This is a genomic window from Flavobacterium davisii, from assembly GCF_019565505.1.
Taxonomy (GTDB): Bacteria; Bacteroidota; Bacteroidia; order Flavobacteriales; family Flavobacteriaceae; genus Flavobacterium; species Flavobacterium davisii.
On sequence record NZ_CP067378.1, the window covers coordinates 2,590,451 to 2,609,834 of the forward strand.

Annotated in this window: 15 protein-coding genes and 2 pseudogenes; 12 read left to right on the plus strand and 5 right to left on the minus strand. The window is 34.6% G+C overall.

The window, feature by feature from the left end; all coding sequences use genetic code 11:
- Positions 1 to 276: 276 nt before the first annotated feature.
- Positions 277 to 1,865, minus strand: a pseudogene (locus tag JJC05_RS12325) (peptide chain release factor 3).
- Between the two features lie 229 nt (positions 1,866 to 2,094).
- Between JJC05_RS12325 and JJC05_RS12330 the strand changes: the two are divergent.
- The 10 genes from JJC05_RS12330 (at position 2,095) to JJC05_RS12370 (ending at position 16,189) form a co-directional block, all read left to right on the plus strand.
- Positions 2,095 to 3,684, plus strand: a complete 1,590-nt coding sequence (locus tag JJC05_RS12330) for a sensor histidine kinase (protein WP_235877483.1) — start codon at positions 2,095 to 2,097, stop codon at positions 3,682 to 3,684.
- Positions 3,684 to 4,295, plus strand: a complete 612-nt coding sequence (locus tag JJC05_RS12335) for a response regulator transcription factor (protein WP_088390963.1) — start codon at positions 3,684 to 3,686, stop codon at positions 4,293 to 4,295. The genes JJC05_RS12330 and JJC05_RS12335 overlap by 1 nt, the downstream gene beginning before the upstream one ends.
- 492 nt (positions 4,296 to 4,787) lie before the next feature.
- The gene (locus JJC05_RS12340) at positions 4,788 to 6,461 is read left to right on the plus strand and encodes a DUF8693 domain-containing protein (protein WP_235877485.1); all 1,674 of its coding nucleotides are present in this window, start codon (positions 4,788 to 4,790) and stop codon (positions 6,459 to 6,461) included.
- Positions 6,462 to 6,493: 32 nt separating this feature from the next.
- Entirely contained in the window at positions 6,494 to 6,616 is a 123-nt protein-coding gene (locus JJC05_RS19140) for a hypothetical protein (RefSeq protein WP_508625034.1), read from the plus strand.
- An 836-nt stretch (positions 6,617 to 7,452) separates the two neighbouring features.
- Positions 7,453 to 8,403, plus strand: coding sequence for a hypothetical protein (locus JJC05_RS12345; protein ID WP_235877487.1), 951 nt, complete (start codon positions 7,453 to 7,455; stop codon positions 8,401 to 8,403).
- Positions 8,378 to 9,235 carry a hypothetical protein gene (locus JJC05_RS12350; protein WP_235877488.1) on the plus strand — a complete coding sequence of 286 codons (858 nt, stop codon included), beginning with the start codon at positions 8,378 to 8,380 and terminating at the stop codon, positions 9,233 to 9,235. Before JJC05_RS12345 ends, JJC05_RS12350 begins: the two co-directional genes overlap by 26 nt.
- Positions 9,232 to 9,585, plus strand: coding sequence for a hypothetical protein (locus JJC05_RS12355; RefSeq protein ID WP_235877490.1), 354 nt, complete (start codon positions 9,232 to 9,234; stop codon positions 9,583 to 9,585). Before JJC05_RS12350 ends, JJC05_RS12355 begins: the two co-directional genes overlap by 4 nt.
- Positions 9,542 to 10,717, plus strand: a complete 1,176-nt coding sequence (locus JJC05_RS12360) for a hypothetical protein (protein WP_235877492.1) — start codon at positions 9,542 to 9,544, stop codon at positions 10,715 to 10,717. The genes JJC05_RS12355 and JJC05_RS12360 overlap by 44 nt, the downstream gene beginning before the upstream one ends.
- Positions 10,714 to 14,682 (plus strand): beta strand repeat-containing protein, encoded by a 3,969-nt coding sequence (locus JJC05_RS12365; protein ID WP_235877494.1) that lies wholly within the window; start codon positions 10,714 to 10,716, stop codon positions 14,680 to 14,682. Before JJC05_RS12360 ends, JJC05_RS12365 begins: the two co-directional genes overlap by 4 nt.
- Positions 14,585 to 16,189, plus strand: a complete 1,605-nt coding sequence (locus JJC05_RS12370) for a hypothetical protein (protein ID WP_235877496.1) — start codon at positions 14,585 to 14,587, stop codon at positions 16,187 to 16,189. The genes JJC05_RS12365 and JJC05_RS12370 overlap by 98 nt, the downstream gene beginning before the upstream one ends.
- Here JJC05_RS12370 and JJC05_RS12375 read toward each other — a convergent pair.
- From JJC05_RS12375 to JJC05_RS12390, 4 genes are all read right to left on the minus strand, one after another.
- Positions 16,175 to 16,462, minus strand: a complete 288-nt coding sequence (locus tag JJC05_RS12375) for a hypothetical protein (protein WP_235877498.1) — start codon at positions 16,460 to 16,462, stop codon at positions 16,175 to 16,177. The genes JJC05_RS12370 and JJC05_RS12375 overlap by 15 nt on opposite strands.
- A gap of 19 nt (positions 16,463 to 16,481) precedes the next feature.
- Positions 16,482 to 16,691 carry a hypothetical protein gene (locus tag JJC05_RS12380; RefSeq protein WP_235877500.1) on the minus strand — a complete coding sequence of 70 codons (210 nt, stop codon included), beginning with the start codon at positions 16,689 to 16,691 and terminating at the stop codon, positions 16,482 to 16,484.
- A gap of 99 nt (positions 16,692 to 16,790) precedes the next feature.
- Positions 16,791 to 17,000, minus strand: coding sequence for a hypothetical protein (locus tag JJC05_RS12385; RefSeq protein ID WP_235877501.1), 210 nt, complete (start codon positions 16,998 to 17,000; stop codon positions 16,791 to 16,793).
- A 168-nt stretch (positions 17,001 to 17,168) separates the two neighbouring features.
- A complete protein-coding gene (locus JJC05_RS12390) occupies positions 17,169 to 17,384 on the minus strand; it encodes a hypothetical protein (RefSeq protein WP_235877503.1) in 216 nt (71 codons plus the stop codon).
- A 149-nt stretch (positions 17,385 to 17,533) separates the two neighbouring features.
- Between JJC05_RS12390 and JJC05_RS12395 the strand changes: the two genes are divergently transcribed.
- Together JJC05_RS12395 and JJC05_RS12400 are read left to right on the plus strand one after the other, a co-directional pair.
- Entirely contained in the window at positions 17,534 to 18,412 is an 879-nt protein-coding gene (locus tag JJC05_RS12395; RefSeq protein ID WP_235877505.1) for a T9SS type B sorting domain-containing protein, read from the plus strand.
- Between the two features lie 54 nt (positions 18,413 to 18,466).
- Positions 18,467 to 19,382, plus strand: a pseudogene (locus JJC05_RS12400) (PorP/SprF family type IX secretion system membrane protein).
- The last annotated feature ends 2 nt before the right edge of the window (positions 19,383 to 19,384 follow it).

Sequence of the window (19,384 nt, forward strand, 5' to 3'; positions counted from 1 at the left end):
TTTTAAGCTATCATTTACAAGTTATATAAGGATTAAAATTTTCTAAAAAAATATAAAAATTGAGTATTTTGAGCAAAAAGACACCAATTTATGTTGAGTTGATTTTTCAGTAGTCCTTATTTACTTATAAAATATATCGCAATGATTTAAGTACAAAAGAGGCTGTCCTAAAACTTGCACTTTTTTTGGACAGCCTCTTTTTTAGTCAAATAAAATAACCTATCGAAAATGTTTTTTATCTTTTAATATTTGTTCTTTATTTTATCGAAACTATATTTATTCAAATTCCGAAGTAAATAGTAACTTTACATTAGGGAATTTCTGTTGTGTCATGGTAATAGAAAAATCAGAATCAGCTAAGAATACCAATTGTCCGTATTTATCTTTAGCCATAAATTTCTGTTTGATACGTTTGAATTCGGCAAATTCTTCACTTTTTGGATCTTCTGGTTGTACCCAGCACGCCTTATAAGCAGGGAAATTTTCATAGTTGCATTTAGCACCATATTCATGTTCCAATCTGTATTGTATCACTTCGTACTGAAGTGCTCCAACGGTACCAATTACCTTTCTTCCATTCATTTCTAATGTAAATAACTGTGCTACCCCTTCATCCATTAATTGGTCAATACCTTTTTCTAATTGTTTAGCTTTTAATGGGTCGGCGTTGTTAATATAACGAAAATGTAAAGGAGAAAAACTCGGAATTCCTTTGAAATTCATTTGTTCTCCTTCGGTAAGAGTGTCTCCAATTTTAAAGTTGCCTGTATCATGTAATCCTACAATATCACCGGGGTATGAAATATCAACAATTTCTTTTTTTTCTGCAAAGAAAGCATTAGGGCTTGAGAATTTAAGATTTTTTCCGTGGCGTACATGTAAATATGGTTTATTACGTTCAAAAGTACCCGAAACAATTTTGATAAAAGCTAAACGGTCTCTGTGTTTAGGATCCATATTAGCGTGTATTTTAAATACAAATCCTGAAAATTTATTTTCGTCTGGTTTTACCTCTCGAGTGTCTGAATGTTTGGGTCTAGGAGAAGGAGCAATTTCAATAAAACAATCAAGAAGTTCTCTAACTCCAAAATTATTTAATGCAGAGCCAAAAAAACAGGTTGTAAATCTCCTTTTAAATAAGCTTCACCGTCAAATGGAGGATATACTTCTTCAATAAGTTCCAATTCTTCTCTTAATTTAAGAGCTGCTTTTTCACCTATTATTTTTTCTAATTCAGGATTATTAACATCTTCAAAAGCAATCGTTTCTTCAATGTTTTTTCTGCTATCTCCTTCAAATAAATTGATGTTTTTTTCCCAAATGTTATAAATTCCTTGAAAATCATATCCCATACCAATAGGGAAACTTAGAGGGGTAACGTGAAGACCTAATTTTTTTTCTACTTCATCCATTAAGTCAAAAGCATCTTTACCTTCACGATCTAATTTGTTAATAAAAACAATCATCGGTATATTACGCATACGACAAACCTCTACTAGTTTTTCGGTTTGTTCCTCAACCCCTTTTGCAACATCTATTACAACAATAACACTATCAACAGCTGTTAAAGTTCTGAATGTGTCTTCAGCAAAATCTTTGTGACCGGGCGTGTCAAGAATGTTAATTTTTTTGTCTTTATAGTTAAAAGCTAAAACTGAAGTAGCCACAGAAATTCCTCTTTGGCGTTCAATTTCCATGAAGTCAGAAGTAGCACCTTTTTTTATTTTATTGCTTTTTACGGCTCCCGCTTCTTGGATTGCACCTCCAAAAAGTAACAGTTTTTCAGTTAAAGTCGTCTTACCTGCATCAGGGTGGGATATGATTCCAAAAGTTCTTCGGCGTTGTATTTCAGTGTTGAAACTCATTGTTAAAAGAAAAAATTAAGTATTTTTGCGTTAAATAAATGTAAAAAACTTGCTTTTTTTTAAAAAACTGAATTGTAATTTTTTGTTAAAAAAGCCTTTTAGCCTGCAAAATTAATAAATAAACATGAATAAACTTCAAAATAAATCTTACTTAAGCCTTATTATAATACTTTTATTGCAAATACTCTTTTTTTATCTAGTGTTTTTGGAATACAGAGGTGAAAAACAGTTGTTGGTAATTACCCGAGAAGATAAAGTAGATAGAAAATTTAAGGATAAAGCACAAAAACTCTCAGATTTGATTGAAGGGACTCAAAATTATTTTAATCAATATATTCTTTTTAGGGAATTACCAGACCTTAAAAAATACAATGAGAGTCTTGTTTTAATGGCAAAACACTTGAATGATCTTATTACAGATCAAGATCAAAGTATACGATTAAAAAGAAAGATTGAAAAAAATGTAAGACTTAATCAAAATTTAATTGATTTAAAACAAAAAACAGATTCTATAATAAACGATCAATCAACAATTTCTCAAAAGGTAAATTTGGATGAATTTTTAAAGCCAAGTAATTACAAATTTGAAGATGTTTTAAATAGTGTAGAGTTTGAAACGGATAAAAAAGTAGATAGTGTAAAGAAAAAAGGTTTGTTCTCAAGATTAGGCAGTGCTTTGAAGGGACAGAATGATATACAAAAAGAGCAGATTAATAGTATATTACGTCTTAAATTTGGAAAAAAGGTAGTTTCTGGTGATATAAAACAGCAATTTAAAAATGTTTTATTAGAGTCACAAAAACATTATAATAAACAATTTGGAGCTATTGGGAGAAGTTTAACTAATATTAAAAAAGGAGAAAAAAGTTTAATTCAAAAAAATCAATCACTAGTTTCAACTTACCGTGAAGTAAATGATGAGTTAAAACTTATGATAGATACAGTATTAGATGATAATTCATTGAAAATAGAGGAACAAGCTAAAATCAATAAGGAGATACGATTCTATTTAATCATAACGGTCATGGTTTTAATTTTATTTATGTTATTTGTCTTATTAAAGTATATAACAGATGTATTTAAAGTTAAAAAAAGTTTGTCGGAAGCTAAAGATCAAATTACGAAAGATTTGTTTTTAAAGAATCGTATTATTTCAATACTAACTCATGAGATAAAAACACCCATAAGTATTATTAATTTATATGGAGCATTTATGGGAAATAAAAATGAAAATACAGAATTAAAAGAGTTTTTTGATACAGTAGTTTACACATCCAATACATTAACACATATTTCCAATCAAGCAGTAGAATTAGTGAAAAATAACAAAGGAGATGTAGAATTAAAACTAGAACCCATTAATATGTATGATGAAACGACTGCTATTGTTAATTCATTAAAGATTTTTGCTTCTTCAAAAAATATTGAGTTAATATTTAAAAATGAGTTGCCTACTAATTGGATTGTGCAATATGATAAAGCTAAGTTTTATCAGTTAGTTTATAATATTGTTGGGAATGCTGTTAAGTTCGCAAAAACAAGAATTGAAATTATAGCTAAATTAGAAAAAAAACAAGATACTCAGAGTTTTTCTTTTACTGTAAAAGATGATGGGATAGGAATTTCAAAAGAAGATAAAGAAAAGATATTTGATTTAGAATATCAGAGTAAAAATAATAAATCAGTTGACTCTTTAAGCTTAGGATTAGGATTGTATTTGTGTAAAAATATTATAAAAGCAAGTAATGGCACAATTTCTGTTGAGAGCGAATTAAATAAAGGAAGTCAAATTAAGTTTAATCTGAATTTAAAAAAATAATGAACATAAAAGGAGAAAAGAAAGTCTTAATTGCAGATGACCATGCAGTAGTATGTCGCGGGATAGAAGTATTGGTAACACCTGCATTTGAAAAAGCAACATTTTCTTATGCTAATTCAATTCAACAAGTTTTAGATACAATAGAACGAAATCAATACGATGTATTATTGTTAGATGTAAATTACGCGGATGGAAATTTAACACAAAAAATTTCTGAAATTAGACAAAAATCAGCTCAAGCAAAGATTATTGTTTTTACAAGTGGATTGTCATTTAAAGAATTTAATGTTTTAAAAAAAGAAGTAAACGCTATTTTAACGAAACAATCAGAAGCTTCAGCTTTTATACATATATTAGAAACCGTTTTTAATGCTGGAGGATTTGTAAGTTCACCATTGAACGAGGAAAAAGTAAAACGTTTAGAAACACTTACGGAAAGAGAATTGGATATATTAGAATGTATGTTAAGTGGTATGGGAAATAAAGAGATGGTTTATCATTTAGATATAAAAGAATCTACTATCTCGACTTTGCGTAAAAGAATTTTAGGTAAGTTGGACTTAAACAATAATGTTGAATTGTTGAATTATTTTACAGAAAATATTTTGTAGAATTTTGTTTCTTGTAATTGTTAAATTTAAAAAAATAATCAAAAAATGATCTAGTAGATTTTTTATCTATAATTGTTTTTATCGATTGTTTTTTCTTAATAGTTAAAAGAAAACGAATGATGTAAACCCTTTAGATATGCTGTTTTGAAGATCTTTAAAACTTTGTTTTATGTGATTTTCAATAGGATAGCTTCTAGAGGTTTTTTTTATGTAGAAAATTTTCTAGCCAAAAAGAAAAGAAAAAAAAAAAAAGAATTACTTTTACAATATAATTTGTTTAAAAAGAATCGTATGAAGCTTTTTGTTGACCTAAGAAACAGCCCTCCTGTTCCTTTTGATGATGGGCCTCCGCCTGTAGGTTTGAGTGTAGGGTGTAGTGAAAGTGTCCTTATTGTTATGGCATTTTTTTTATGGTTTTATCATTCTTATAGAAAAAAAATAGGATGATTTTTAGTTAGATGCTTTGGGTTATAGTGCTTAAATATGTGTATTATGAGAAAAAAAACTATTTTTCTTTTTTATTTTTTATTTTTTTTAGTAAGTGAAAATTATTCACAGTTATATGTAGGAGGAGATTCCAATAAGTATTTTTTTGTACAAGGAGTTCTTGTAACGGTTCAAGGAAATGTTAATTTGGCAAGTTCAGAAGGGAACTTCTTTTTAAGAAAAGATGGTCAGCTTATGCAAACCTCTTCTGGAACTTCGACTAATACAGGTTTAGGAAATCTTTCAGTTTTTCAAGAAGGAACTGTTAATAACTACCAGTATAATTACTGGTGTTCTCCTGTAGGTGAACCTAGTTCTGTAGCAGGTAATTCTAAATTTGGGATAAGTAGGCTAAAATTACCACTTACTACATTAGGAAAATCAGATGCAGTTATAACTTCTGGACTTGATGGGGTTTCAGCAAATGGATCACTCACAATTTCTAAAAGATGGATACATACTTATCAACAATCAAGTGCCTATAGTGGATGGGTCTTTAAGGGAGATGCTATTGACATAAAGGCAGGCGAAGGATTTTCGATGAAAGGAACTATGGGAACTGATAACACGATACCTGTTGCAGGTTTAACGCTAAATAATTCAGGAAGTAATCAGCGTTATGACTTTAGAGGAAAACCTAATTCTGGTGATATAAAAGTACCTGTAGCAAATGGGAAACTTACGTTAACAGGTAATCCCTATCCTAGTGCAATAGATTTAAATTTGTTTCTTAATGATGCCGCTAATACTCCTTTTTCCGATGGTACGGCTTTATTTTGGGAACATGATAAAACAGTAAACTCTCATTATTTAGGAGAATATAGAGGAGGATACGGAGTGTATAATGCAACTACCAGTGTTTATACTCCCGCTGTTTTTTATACCTATGATGCTGCCGGTAATAAAGGAACTATATATAGCGCACCGGGGCATGATTATAAGAGACGTTTTTCTCCTGTAGGTCAAGGATTTATGGTTCGAGGGAAAGCGAACGGTGAGCTGACTATAAAGAATAGCCATCGGGTGTTTGTAAAAGAAAACGTGACAAGTACAACTTCTCAATTTGAAAGAAAAAGTAATGCTAAATATAGTAGTGAGTTCTATCCTATGATACCCAATATTGCAGGGGTTGATTATACAAAAGAAAAAATAGTAAATCCTAATATTAAATTGAAAATTTCTTTTTGTGAAGGAGTAGCAACTAAAGAATTAGCATTAGTATTAATGAGTGGATGTCAGACAGGTGTTGATAGAGGAGATTCAAGACCTCCTTCACGATATACTAAAGATATAAATCTAATGATTGATCAAGAATCATTTATTCATGATTGTAGACCATTTGATATGAATACTAAATATCCTTTAAAATGTATGTCAGATCAAGATTGTGTTTTTAGAATTCAGAAAGCCTCAGAAGAAGCAATGACAAATTCAAAAGTATATTTACATAATAAAAAAGAGAATCTATATTACGACTTAAATGGAGAACCTATTCCATTTTCTGTCAAAAAAGGAGAAGATTCAGAAACATACGAAATCGTTTTCACTAACGAATCGGAAGTTTTAGATCTTGATGACGTTACGTTAGCTGATGATTTAGTGGTATATTATAATAAAGAACTAAGATCAGTTATTATAGAAAACAAAAAAGAACATGATTTAAAAAAATTTGTCTGTTAGATTTAACAGGAAGAAACATTAAATGTTCGACTTTGGAAACTAATGAGAAATCTAAATATGTCATAGGAGTTGATTATATACAAGATCAAACATATATCGTCAAAATACAAGATAAATTAAAAAATACAATATCTAAAAAAATTATTATCTACTAAGGATGGTTGAAAATGAAGAGGAAATGAAATGATTGAATCTTCATTTTTTCTTTTAGAAATTGTCTTTTTTAATAGAAGAAATAAAAATAGCTCTTAAAAAAATCCTTCAAAAAAATATTAAATAAAAAGAGTTGTACAAAAAGTACAACTTATAAGTTAGTAGAAGTTGCAAAATTGAGGTAATTTGTAGTGGCTTTTATTCATTTTTATAAATAAAACCTTGTTTAGTATTTAATAGTTCTTAAAATAAAAACTTAGAAGAAGAACAAAAACTTCCAAAAAAGAATCATATTAAAGAAAAGTCAAAAAGATAAGTTGACATTGCATAAGTTCTTTTAAATAAAAAAAGTTTCTTTGGTTTTAAATGTATTGATTCTAATGTAAAATAATGGTGAAAAAAACATTAATTTTTTAAAAATAAAATTAAAATAATAAAAAATATGTTAATTTAGTTAGTATTTTTAGTTTGTAATAATTAAGATGGCAAAGTATGAGTGAAAAATAAAATAAATGATTTAGATAATTCCTTCCTTTAAACGAATTATCTTACTAAAAAATGGGGTCATAATTTAGAAATCATAATCTTACGATCATGTAAGATAGACATTTTGATAATTTAATTTTTTAGTTTATTACGGGTATCGTAGGTTATTCTTAACCTTACATAGAAGGTAAAAGTGTCTATTGTAAATCAATATAGCTTTTAATGATATCTTTTTAAAATTTTAAAATAATTGATTTTTTGTATTTTAAAAAGATAATAGTTTTAAATAGTGTAATATGTAAAAACATATTTATAAAACCTTATTCTAAAGTTTAAAATAAAAATTTAATATATGGTCGAAAAAATACCAAAAACATTTGGACATAAAGTTAGAAATTTAATTTTTCTAATGAGTTTTATTATGTCATTTTTTTTACCCGTTGAAAAATCATATTCGCAACGCGGATATAGTTTTCAGAAAAAGGGTTTTTTGAAGAGTTTAATTGTTGAAAATCAAAATATTAATTTAAAAACAAGGAAACCTCTATTAATACCTACTAATACTTTTGTAAATCCATTCATAGGGTTAAATTCTTTTCCTATCAACGGGATAAATAAAGATAAGTATTATGTGGATAGTAAGAAAAGAGTTCGTAGCACTTTTTTTATATTACTTGATTCAGATATTGATGGTATCGATGATAGTATTGATTTAGATGATGATAATGATGGAATATTAGACGTTGTTGAAGCGAGAACATGCGGATTACCGAGTTTTAAAATGGAAAGAATATTTTCTGATTTTGAATCAGGTGTGAATGGTGCATTGTCTACTGTTATTTCAGGAATGAGCAGTGTTGGAATTACAGGAACCTATACAAATGGTAGAAAAAAACCTAATAATTTTTCTACTAGTTTAGGTGAGATTTTACAGATGAATTCAACAGGTACAACGAATGCTTATTCTTCTACATATCCTTCATATTCACCTGTAACACCTTCAGGAAATTATGCTGCAGCTCCGGGTTCAGGATCAAGTAATCCTTTTCCGTTAAGTTTAAATAATGCAAATAAAGTTTTTAATGCAGCTACTTTTTCAAGTACACAGTCGGGAGGACTTTATACATTAGATCCGGGAACTCCTAAAACACCATCTTCTTTAACAACAACTGTTGATGTGAGTAGTTTTGAATTTAGAAAGAATTTAAATCAGCTTACAATATATCCTTCTTTTGTTATTGAATATGATTTTTTTCAAGCGAATGGAACTGCCGGAAATGAACCGAGGAGCATATATAAGTAATGGTGTTGCAGATAATTTATGGGCAAATACAGGTACTACTTTAAGAGGTTTTTACACCTATAGAGCAAATACCTTATTCAAGGTAGATGCAGCTCCTTTTGTTGCTTCGGGTACACAAGTAGCAGCAGGGGATAACACCATTGATATTGCAAGTTTACCAAACAATAATAAGTGGTATCATCAAAAAGTAACATTTTCTTTGAATAGTGCCGAGAATGTATTAACAATAACATTAAACACTAGAGCCTATGATTCAAGTGGAAATCTTACGGGAACAAATTATCAAAGATCATGGACTAATAATGTGAATCTTTCAGGTAATGAAAGTTGGTTGAAAAATTTTACCGCTGGTATTTCTACCGATGGGGTAATTGATAATGTGGAAACGTATTATCTTGTTTGTGATTCAGATAATGATGGTATAGCAAATCATTTAGATTTAGATTCAGATAATGATACTTGTTCTGATGCAAATGAATATTATGATTCAGCCAATGCAGATGGAGGAGATAATGGTGTGTATGGAATAGGAAATCCTGTTGTAAATGGAAATGGAACAATAACTACAGCATCTTATTCTGGATCTTATACAAATGTTGTTTCAGCAGGGTCGGTTTCTAGCTTAAATATAACGGCACAACCCAACGATCAAACTATAGCTTTAGGTTCTAATGCTACTTTTGCTGCAACAGCAACAGGTGTTTCTACTGTTAAATATCAATGGCAAGAATCTCAAGACAACGGGACTAATTGGACTAATGTTTCTAATGGGGGGTATATAGCGGTGCTACTACAGCTAGCCTTACACTTACGGCACCTCCAGTTAGCATGAATAACTATCAATACAAGTTAGTGATAAAAGAATCTAATTTTGTTTGTGGTGAAAAAGTTTCTAACGCAAAAATTTTAAAATTCACTAATGCTTTAGTAGCAAGTAATGAGGTTTTTGTAGATAAAGGAGGATCTGTATTAGGAAATGATATTTTAAACGGTGTTCCAGCTACTTTAACAACAGCTATTGTGACTCCTATTACAAACGGTCCTTTGTCTGTTGATGCGTCAGGTAATTTAACAGTTGCTCCAAAAACTGCTCCAGGGGACTTATTCTGTAGTTTATACTGTTTGTCAAATAGGAGCTGTGCCAGCAAATTGTACTACAGCTACAGCTACAGTTATTATTAATGATGTTGATAATGATGGGATATATGATTCTGTAGATTTAGATAATGACAATGACGGTATTCTCGATACACAAGAAGGTCTATGTATCCCAGCACCTACGGGTACTTGGACTCTCATTAGTTCAACTGAAGCAACACAAAATTTAGGAAATGGCGTTGTTGTTAGAGTAAAATCATCAAAACCTGTTAGTAGTGGTTCAGGCACGGGAAATGGTTGGGCAAACGATACTTTTAATACACCATCTTTTTGGTCAAGAGCACTCTCTGTAAAACCTTCTCTATTAGGGAATATAGGTTTTGGAACAGAACTGACTGTTAGTTTTGAAGATGCTTCAGGTAATGCTATTGTTGTAAAACGTCCAGAAATTCATTTTGATCGATTAGGAGGTAGAGATGCAGATACACCTCAAAAACAAAACAGTGCATTAATTACGCTACAAAATGGACTTACATGGGAAAAATTACCTAATGGAACCAATGACTTCTTTGCTACATCTGATGCGGTAAAAGATGGTGGTTCAGGTACCTTAGCAGCTTCTGGATGGGTAGGCGAAAGTACTCTAAATGATGCTGATGGTACAGCTGCGGGATCACTACAACTCACTAGTAATGTGTCTTCATTTAAGATGAATTTTATTCAAGATGGTGGTTTAGGAACTGGTTTTGACGGTATTGAAATGATTTTCTTCGCTTGTAAAGACCTAGATACAGACAACGATGGTAAACCAGATTATTTAGACCTTGATTCAGATGCAGATGGTTGTTCTGATGCTAATGAGTATTATAATACTGCAACCGCCGATGGTGGAGATGATGGAGTATATGGTACAGGTACCCCTGCAGTAAATGCTGATGGTACGGTTACAGCAGCGGGCTATAATGGTACAGGTTTAACTAATGTTACCACAGCAGGCTCTCTTGCTTCAATTACCACACAACCTAGCGACAAAACCATCTCTTTTGGGGCTAATGCTACTTTTACAGCAGTAGTAACCACAGGTTCTGGTACTACTAGCTATCAATGGCAAGAATCTCAAGACAACGGGACTAATTGGACCAATATTTCTAATGGGGGGTATATAGCGGTGCTACTACAGCTAGCCTTACACTTACTGCACCTCCAGTTAGCATGAATAACTATCAATACAAGTTAGTGATAAAAGAATCTAATTTTGTTTGTGGTGAAAAAGTTTCTAACGCAAAAAAATTAAATATTACGACCACTCTTGTAGCAGTAAATGATCCAAAAATAACAGTTGCGAGTACAAATGCTATAGTTACAGTGCCAGGGAATGTTACGACAAATGATACATTAAATGGAGTAGCGGTTACCTCAGCTAATACCAATGTAACGCCTGTTACAACGGGTCCATTAAGCGTAGATTCAGAAGGAAATATAACGGTAGCGGCCAATACTCCATCAGGAGTTTATAATGTTACATATCAGTTATGTGAAGCAAATCCAGTTACGGGGTCTAATATAACCCCTTCAAATTGTACAACAGCCATTGCTATAGTAGAAGTTAAAAACGATTTAATAGCTAAAGATGATAATTTAGGTACGATTGCTACCTCAGCCACAGCAACTACTGCCGCAGGAAGCGTTTTAGCGAATAATGTAAACGGAGCTGATACATTAAATGGCGTTGCAGTAACCACCGCCAACACAGATGTAACCCCTGTTACAACAGGTTCTATTCGTATCGATGTAGATGGCAATGTAACTATCCAGCCGAGTACCCCAAGTGGTACTTACACGATTCCTTATACAATTTGTGAAACAGGAGCCACACCAGTAAACTGTAAAACAGCCAATATAACTGTAGAAGTTAAAAACGATTTAATAGCTAAAGATGATAATTTAGGTACGATTGCTACCTCAGCCACAGCAACTACTGCTGCAGGAAGCGTTTTAGCGAATAATGGAAGCGGATTCGATACATTAAATGGCGTTGCAGTAACCACCGCCAACACAGATGTAACCCCTGTTACAACAGGTTCTATTCGTATCGATGTAGATGGTAATGTAACTATCCAGCCGAGTACCCCAAGTGGTACTTACACGATTCCTTACACAATTTGTGAAACAGGAGCCACACCAGTAAACTGTAAAACAGCCAATATAACTGTAGAAGTTAAAAACGATTTAATAGCTAAAGATGATAATTTAGGTACGATTGCTACCTCAGCCACAGCAACTACTGCTGCAGGAAGCGTTTTAGCGAATAATGGAAGCGGATTCGATACATTAAATGGCGTTGCAGTAACCACCGCCAACACAGATGTAACCCCTGTTACAACAGGTTCTATTCGTATCGATGTAGATGGCAATGTAACTATCCAGCCGAGTACCCCAAGTGGTACTTACACGATTCCTTACACAATTTGTGAAACAGGAGCCACACCAGTAAACTGTAAAACAGCCAATATAACTGTAGAAGTTAAAAACACTATTGATGCAGTAGACGATGCCAAAGTAACTGTTGCTTCAGGAGGTAATACCCTAAATGTAACGTTAAACGATAAGTTAAACGGATCAAACGTTACGATAGGTGCAGCAGTAGGTCAAGTAAGTCTAACAGGTGTAAACGTTCCGGGAGGCTTAACACTAAATACAGATGGTACGATTACTGTAGGGTCTACCACACCAAGTGGCACATACCAAGTAGAGTATCAAATCTGTGAGAACGGAGCTAACCCAGCAAACTGCGATAGAGCCATTGCTATAGTAGAAGTTAAAAACGATTTAATAGCTAAAGATGATAATTTAGGTACGATTGCTACCTCAACTACAGCAACTACTGCCGCAGGAAGCGTTTTAGCGAATAATGGAAACGGAGTCGATACGTTAAATGGCGTTGCAGTAACCACCGCCAACACAGATGTAACCCCTGTTACAACAGGTTCTATTCGTATCGATGTAGATGGTAATGTAACTATCCAACCGGGTACCCCAAGTGGTACTTACACGATTCCTTACACAATTTGTGAAACAGGAGCTGCACCAGTAAACTGTAAAACAGCCAATATAACTGTAGAAGTTAAAAACGATTTAATAGCTAAAGATGATAATTTAGGTACGATTGCTACCTCAGCCACAGCAACTACTGCCGCAGGAAACGTTTTAGCGAATAATGGAAGCGGATTCGATACATTAAATGGCGTTGCAGTAACCACCGCCAACACAGATGTAACCCCTGTTACAACAGGTTCTATTCGTATCGATGTAGATGGTAATGTAACTATCCAACCAGGTACCCCAAGTGGTACTTACACGATTCCTTATACAATTTGTGAAACAGGAGCTGCACCAGTAAACTGTAAAACAGCCAATATAACTGTAGAAGTTAAAAACGATTTAATAGCTAAAGATGATAATTTAGGTACGATTGCTACCTCAACTACAGCAACTACTGCCGCAGGAAGCGTTTTAGCGAATAATGGAAGCGGATTCGATACATTAAATGGCGTTGCAGTAACCACCGCCAACACAGATGTAACCCCTGTTACAACAGGTTCTATTCGTATTGATGTAGATGGTAATGTAACTATCCAACCGAGTACCCCAAGTGGTACTTACACGATTCCTTACACAATTTGTGAAACAGGAGCCACACCAGTAAACTGTAAAACAGCCAATATAACTGTAGAAGTTAAAAACACTATTGATGCAGTAGACGATGCCAAAGTAACTGTTATTTCAGGAGGTAATACACCAAATGTAACGTTAAACGATAAGTTAAACGGATCAAACGTTACGATAGGTGCAGCAGTAGGTCAAGTAAGTCTAACAGGTGTAAACGTTCCGGGAGGCTTAACACTAAATACAGATGGTACGATTACTGTAGGGTCTACCACACCAAGTGGCACATACCAAGTAGAGTATCAAATCTGTGAGAACGGAGCTAACCCAGCAAACTGCGATAGAGCCATTGCTATAGTAGAAGTTAAAAACGATTTAATAGCTAAAGATGATAATTTAGGTACGATTGCTACCTCAACTACAGCAACTACTGCCGCAGGAAGCGTTTTAGCGAATAATGGAAACGGAGTCGATACGTTAAATGGCGTTGCAGTAACCACCGCCAACACAGATGTAACCCCTGTTACAACAGGTTCTATTCGTATCGATGTAGATGGCAATGTAACTATCCAGCCGAGTACCCCAAGTGGTACTTACACGATTCCTTACACAATTTGTGAAACAGGAGCCATACCAGTAAACTGTAAAACAGCCAATATAACTGTAGAAGTTAAAAACACTATTGATGCAGTAGACGATGCCAAAGTAACTGTTGCCTCAGGAGGTAATACCCCAAATGTAACGTTAAACGATAAGTTAAACGGATCAAACGTTACGATAGGTGCAGCAGTAGGTCAAGTAAGTCTAACAGGTGTAAACATTCCAGTAGGCTTAACATTAAATACAGATGGTACGATTACTGTAGGGTCTACCACACCAAGTGGCACATACCAAGTAGAGTATCAAATCTGTGAGAACGGAGCTAACCCAGCAAACTGCGATAGAGCCATTGCTATAGTAGAAGTTAAAAACGATTTAATAGCTAAAGATGATAATTTAGGTACGATTGCTACCTCAGCCACAGCAACTACTGCCGCAGGAAGCGTTTTAGCGAATAATGGAAGCGGATTCGATACATTAAATGGTGTTGCTGTAACGACAGCCAACACAGATGTAACCCCTGTTACAACAGGTTCTATTCGTATCGATGTAGATGGTAATGTAACTATCCAACCGAGTACCCCAAGTGGTACTTACACGATTCCTTATACAATTTGTGAAACAGGAGCTGCACCAGTAAACTGTAAAACAGCCAATATAACTGTAGAAGTTAAAAACACTATTGATGCAGTAGACGATGCCAAAGTAACTGTTGCTTCAGGAGGTAATACCCTAAATGTAACGTTAAACGATAAGTTAAACGGATCAAACGTTACGATAGGTGCAGCAGTAGGTCAAGTAAGTCTAACAGGTGTAAATGTTCCGAGGAGGCTTAACACTAAATACAGATGGTACGATTACTGTAGGGTCTACCACACCAAGTGGCACATACCAAGTAGAGTATCAAATCTGTGAGAACGGAGCTAACCCAGCAAACTGCGATAGAGCCATTGCTATAGTAGAAGTTAAAAACGATTTAATAGCTAAAGATGATAATTTAGGTACGATTGCTACCTCAACTACAGCAACTACTGCCGCAGGAAGCGTTTTAGCGAATAATGGAAACGGAGTCGATACGTTAAATGGCGTTGCAGTAACCACCGCCAACACAGATGTAACCCCTGTTACAACAGGTTCTATTCGTATCGATGTAGATGGTAATGTAACTATCCAACCGAGTACCCCAAGTGGTACTTACACGATTCCTTACACAATTTGTGAAACAGGAGCCATACCAGTAAACTGTAAAACAGCCAATATAACTGTAGAAGTTAAAAACACTATTGATGCAGTAGACGATGCCAAAGTAACTGTTGCTTCAGGAGGTAATACCCTAAATGTAACGTTAAACGATAAGTTAAACGGATCAAACGTTACGATAGGTGCAGCAGTAGGTCAAGTAAGTCTAACAGGTGTAAACGTTCCGGGAGGCTTAACACTAAATACAGATGGTACGATTACTGTAGGGTCTACCACACCAAGTGGCACATACCAAGTAGAGTATCAAATCTGTGAGAACGGAGCTAACCCAGCAAACTGCGATAGAGCCATTGCTATAGTAGAAGTTAAAAACGATTTAATAGCTAAAGATGATAATTTAGGTACGATTGCTACCTCAACTACAGCAACTACTGCCGCAGGAAGCGTTTTAGCGAATAATGGAAACGGAGTCGATACGTTAAATGGCGTTGCAGTAACCACCGCCAACACAGATGTAACCCCTGTTACAACAGGTTCTATTCGTATCGATGTAGATGGCAATGTAACTATCCAGCCGAGTACCCCAAGTGGTACTTACACGATTCCTTACACAATTTGTGAAACAGGAGCCATACCAGTAAACTGTAAAACAGCCAATATAACTGTAGAAGTTAAAAACACTATTGATGCAGTAGACGATGCCAAAGTAACTGTTGCCTCAGGAGGTAATACCCCAAATGTAACGTTAAACGATAAGTTAAACGGATCAAACGTTACGATAGGTGCAGCAGTAGGTCAAGTAAGTCTAACAGGTGTAAACATTCCAGTAGGCTTAACATTAAATACAGATGGTACGATTACTGTAGGGTCTACCACACCAAGTGGCACATACCAAGTAGAGTATCAAATCTGTGAGAACGGAGCTAACCCAGCAAACTGCGATAGAGCCATTGCTATAGTAGAAGTTAAAAACGATTTAATAGCTAAAGATGATAATTTAGGTACGATTGCTACCTCAGCCACAGCAACTACTGCCGCAGGAAGCGTTTTAGCGAATAATGGAAGCGGATTCGATACATTAAATGGTGTTGCTGTAACGACAGCCAACACAGATGTAACCCCTGTTACAACAGGTTCTATTCGTATCGATGTAGATGGTAATGTAACTATCCAACCGGAGTACCCCAAGTGGTACTTACACGATTCCTTATACAATTTGTGAAACAGGAGCTGCACCAGTAAACTGTAAAACAGCCAATATAACTGTAGAAGTTAAAAACGATTTAATAGCTAAAGATGATAATTTAGGTACGATTGCTACCTCAGCCACAGCAACTACTGCCGCAGGAAGCGTTTTAGCGAATAATGGAAGCGGATTCGATACATTAAATGGCGTTGCAGTAACCACCGCCAACACAGATGTAACCCCTGTTACAACAGGTTCTATTCGTATCGATGTAGATGGTAATGTAACTATCCAACCAGGGTACCCCAAGTGGTACTTACACGATTCCTTATACAATTTGTGAAACAGGAGCCACACCAGCAAACTGTAAAACAGCTGAAGTAATTGTTGAAGTTAAAAATGAATTAGTTGCTAAAAACGATAACTTAGGTACTGTAGCTACTTCTGCTACCACGAGTACCCCAGCAGGAAGCGTTTTAGCGAATAATAATGGAAACGGAGCCGATACATTAAATGGTGTTGCTGTAACGACAGCCAATACAGATGTAACCCCTGTTACAACAGGTTCTATTCGTATCGATGTAGATGGTAATGTAACTATCCAGCCGAGTACCCCAAGTGGTACTTACACGATTCCTTATACAATTTGTGAAACAGGAGCTACACCAGCAAACTGTAAAACAGCTGAAGTAATTGTTGAAGTTAAAAATGAATTAGTTGCTAAAAACGATAACTTAGGTACTGTAGCTACTTCTGCTACCACGAGTACCCCAGCAGGAAGCGTTTTAGCGAATAATGGAAACGGAGTCGATACGTTAAATGGCGTTGCAGTAACCACTGCCAACACAGATGTAACCCCTGTTACAACAGGTTCTATTCGTATCGATGTAGATGGTAATGTAACTATCCAGCCGAGTACCCCAAGTGGTACTTACACGATTCCTTATACAATTTGTGAAACAGGAGCTACACCAGCAAACTGTAAAACAGCTGAAGTAATTGTTGAAGTTAAAAATCAATTAGTTGCTAAAAACGATAACTTAGGTACTGTAGCTACTTCTGCTACCACGAGCACCCCAGCAGGAAGCGTTTTAGCGAATAACGGAAACGGATTCGATACATTAAATGGCGTTGCAGTAACCACCGCCAACACAGATGTAACCCCTGTTACAACAGGTTCTATTCGTATTGATGTAGATGGTAATGTAACTATCCAGCCGGAGTACCCCAAGTGGTACTTACAGGATTCCTTATACAATTTGTGAAACAGGAGCCACACCAGCAAACTGCGATACCGCAATTGCTATAGTAGAAGTTAAAAACCCAATAGTTTTAGGAGGGCCTGATAAAGAGTTAATAGTATCAGGTACTACAGGAACAGTGTCTATTTATAGTGATGATACATTTAATGGAAAGCCATTATCATCTACCATAGGAACAGGAGTAGGTCAGGTAACAGTCACAACAACAGGATTACCACAGGGGATGATACTTAATTCTAATGGAACAATTACAGTAGATGATACAGTTGATAATAATACGTATACTTTTACTTATACTGTTTGTGAGAATGGGGCTTTAGTTCCAAATTGTGTTACGCAAACAGTTACTATAGAGGTTTCAGTTAAGGTTGATGCAAACGATGATAAATTTGTTACAACAAATGGAGGTTCAGGTTCTGTAGTAGGGAATGTTTTAGTAAATGATGCTACAAGTAAAGGTTCTGCAACAATTAATAATGTGGTATTAACCCAAAGTACTTTTGCCCAGCCAATAATTACTGTACCATCAAAATCTCCAGTGCCGTATCTAAATGCAGCTACAGGAGAGGTAATAGTTCCAATAGGAACGCCAGCAGGTACTTACAGTTTCACATATAATGCGTGCTTAGTAATTAAACCTGGTATTTGCGATACTGCCACTGTAACAGTAACGGTTAATCCGTCAAACAATGAGGAACTTGTTATTTACAACCACATGACACCTAATGGAGATGGTGATAATGAAATATTCTTTATAGACGGAATAGATAAATTTCCTAATAATTCAGTAGAAGTTTACAACCGTTGGGGAGTATTAGTGTACGAGGCAACAAGTTATAACAATAACGATCGCGCATTCCGAGGCATATCATCAGGAAGAGTTACGATTGAAAAATCAACACAATTGCCAGAAGGGACATATTATTATATGCTTAAATATGAAAACACAAGTGGTGTAACGAAAGAAAAAGCAGGTTATTTATATATCAATAGATAGAGAATTAATATTCCTCCGTCTTGAGGCGGAGGGTATTTAAAAAAAGAAAATGATATGAAAAACAAAATTATATATTTACTACTTTTAATGAGCGGAGTTATTTTTGCTCAACAAGAAGCACAGTATACTCAATATATGTACAACACTGCTAATGTAAATCCGAAGTTATGCAGGAACTAGAGGATGTTTTAGTGCTTTAATAATGCACCGTTCCCAATGGGTAGGTTTAGAAGGAGCCCCTAAGACCAATACGTTAGCCTTAAGTACACCTTTAGGAATTAACAATAAAATGGGATTAGGAGTAAGTGTAATAAATGACAAAATAGGGCCTTCCGATGAAAATGCGATATCGGTAGATTTAAGTTATAATATTCCAGTTTCAGAGGGATCAAAATTGTCTTTTGGAATAAAAGGGACGGCAAATTTCTTTAGTGTTGATTTTAACAAAACTAACATTCATAATGTGTCGGATGGTTTGATAAGACAAAATGTAGATAATCGTTTTTTTCCTAACGTAGGAGCTGGAGCATTTTGGTATTCAGAGAAGACCTATGTAGGCTTATCAATTCCCTTTATATTGGAGCAAAAATATTACGATAATGACGTGCAATACGTAGCAAGTGAGCGTATGCACCCACACTTAATAGCGGGTCATGTATTTCGTTTAAGTAGTGAAGTGCAGTTTAAGCCAACAACTATGATAAAATATGTAAACGGAGCTCCATTACAAGTTGATTTATCAGGTAATTTTTGGTTTAATGAAAAATTTTCATTGGGAGCGGCCTATCGTTGGAGTGCTGCATGGAGTGCCATGGCAGGATTTCAGATTAACGACTCTTGGCTAATAGGATACGCCTATGATCGAGATGTTACCAGATTAGGGAATTTTAATTCTGGTTCACACGAAGTATTTTTACGTTATGAATTGTTTAAACGAGTAGAAAAAGTGGTAGCCCCACGTTTCTTCTAAAA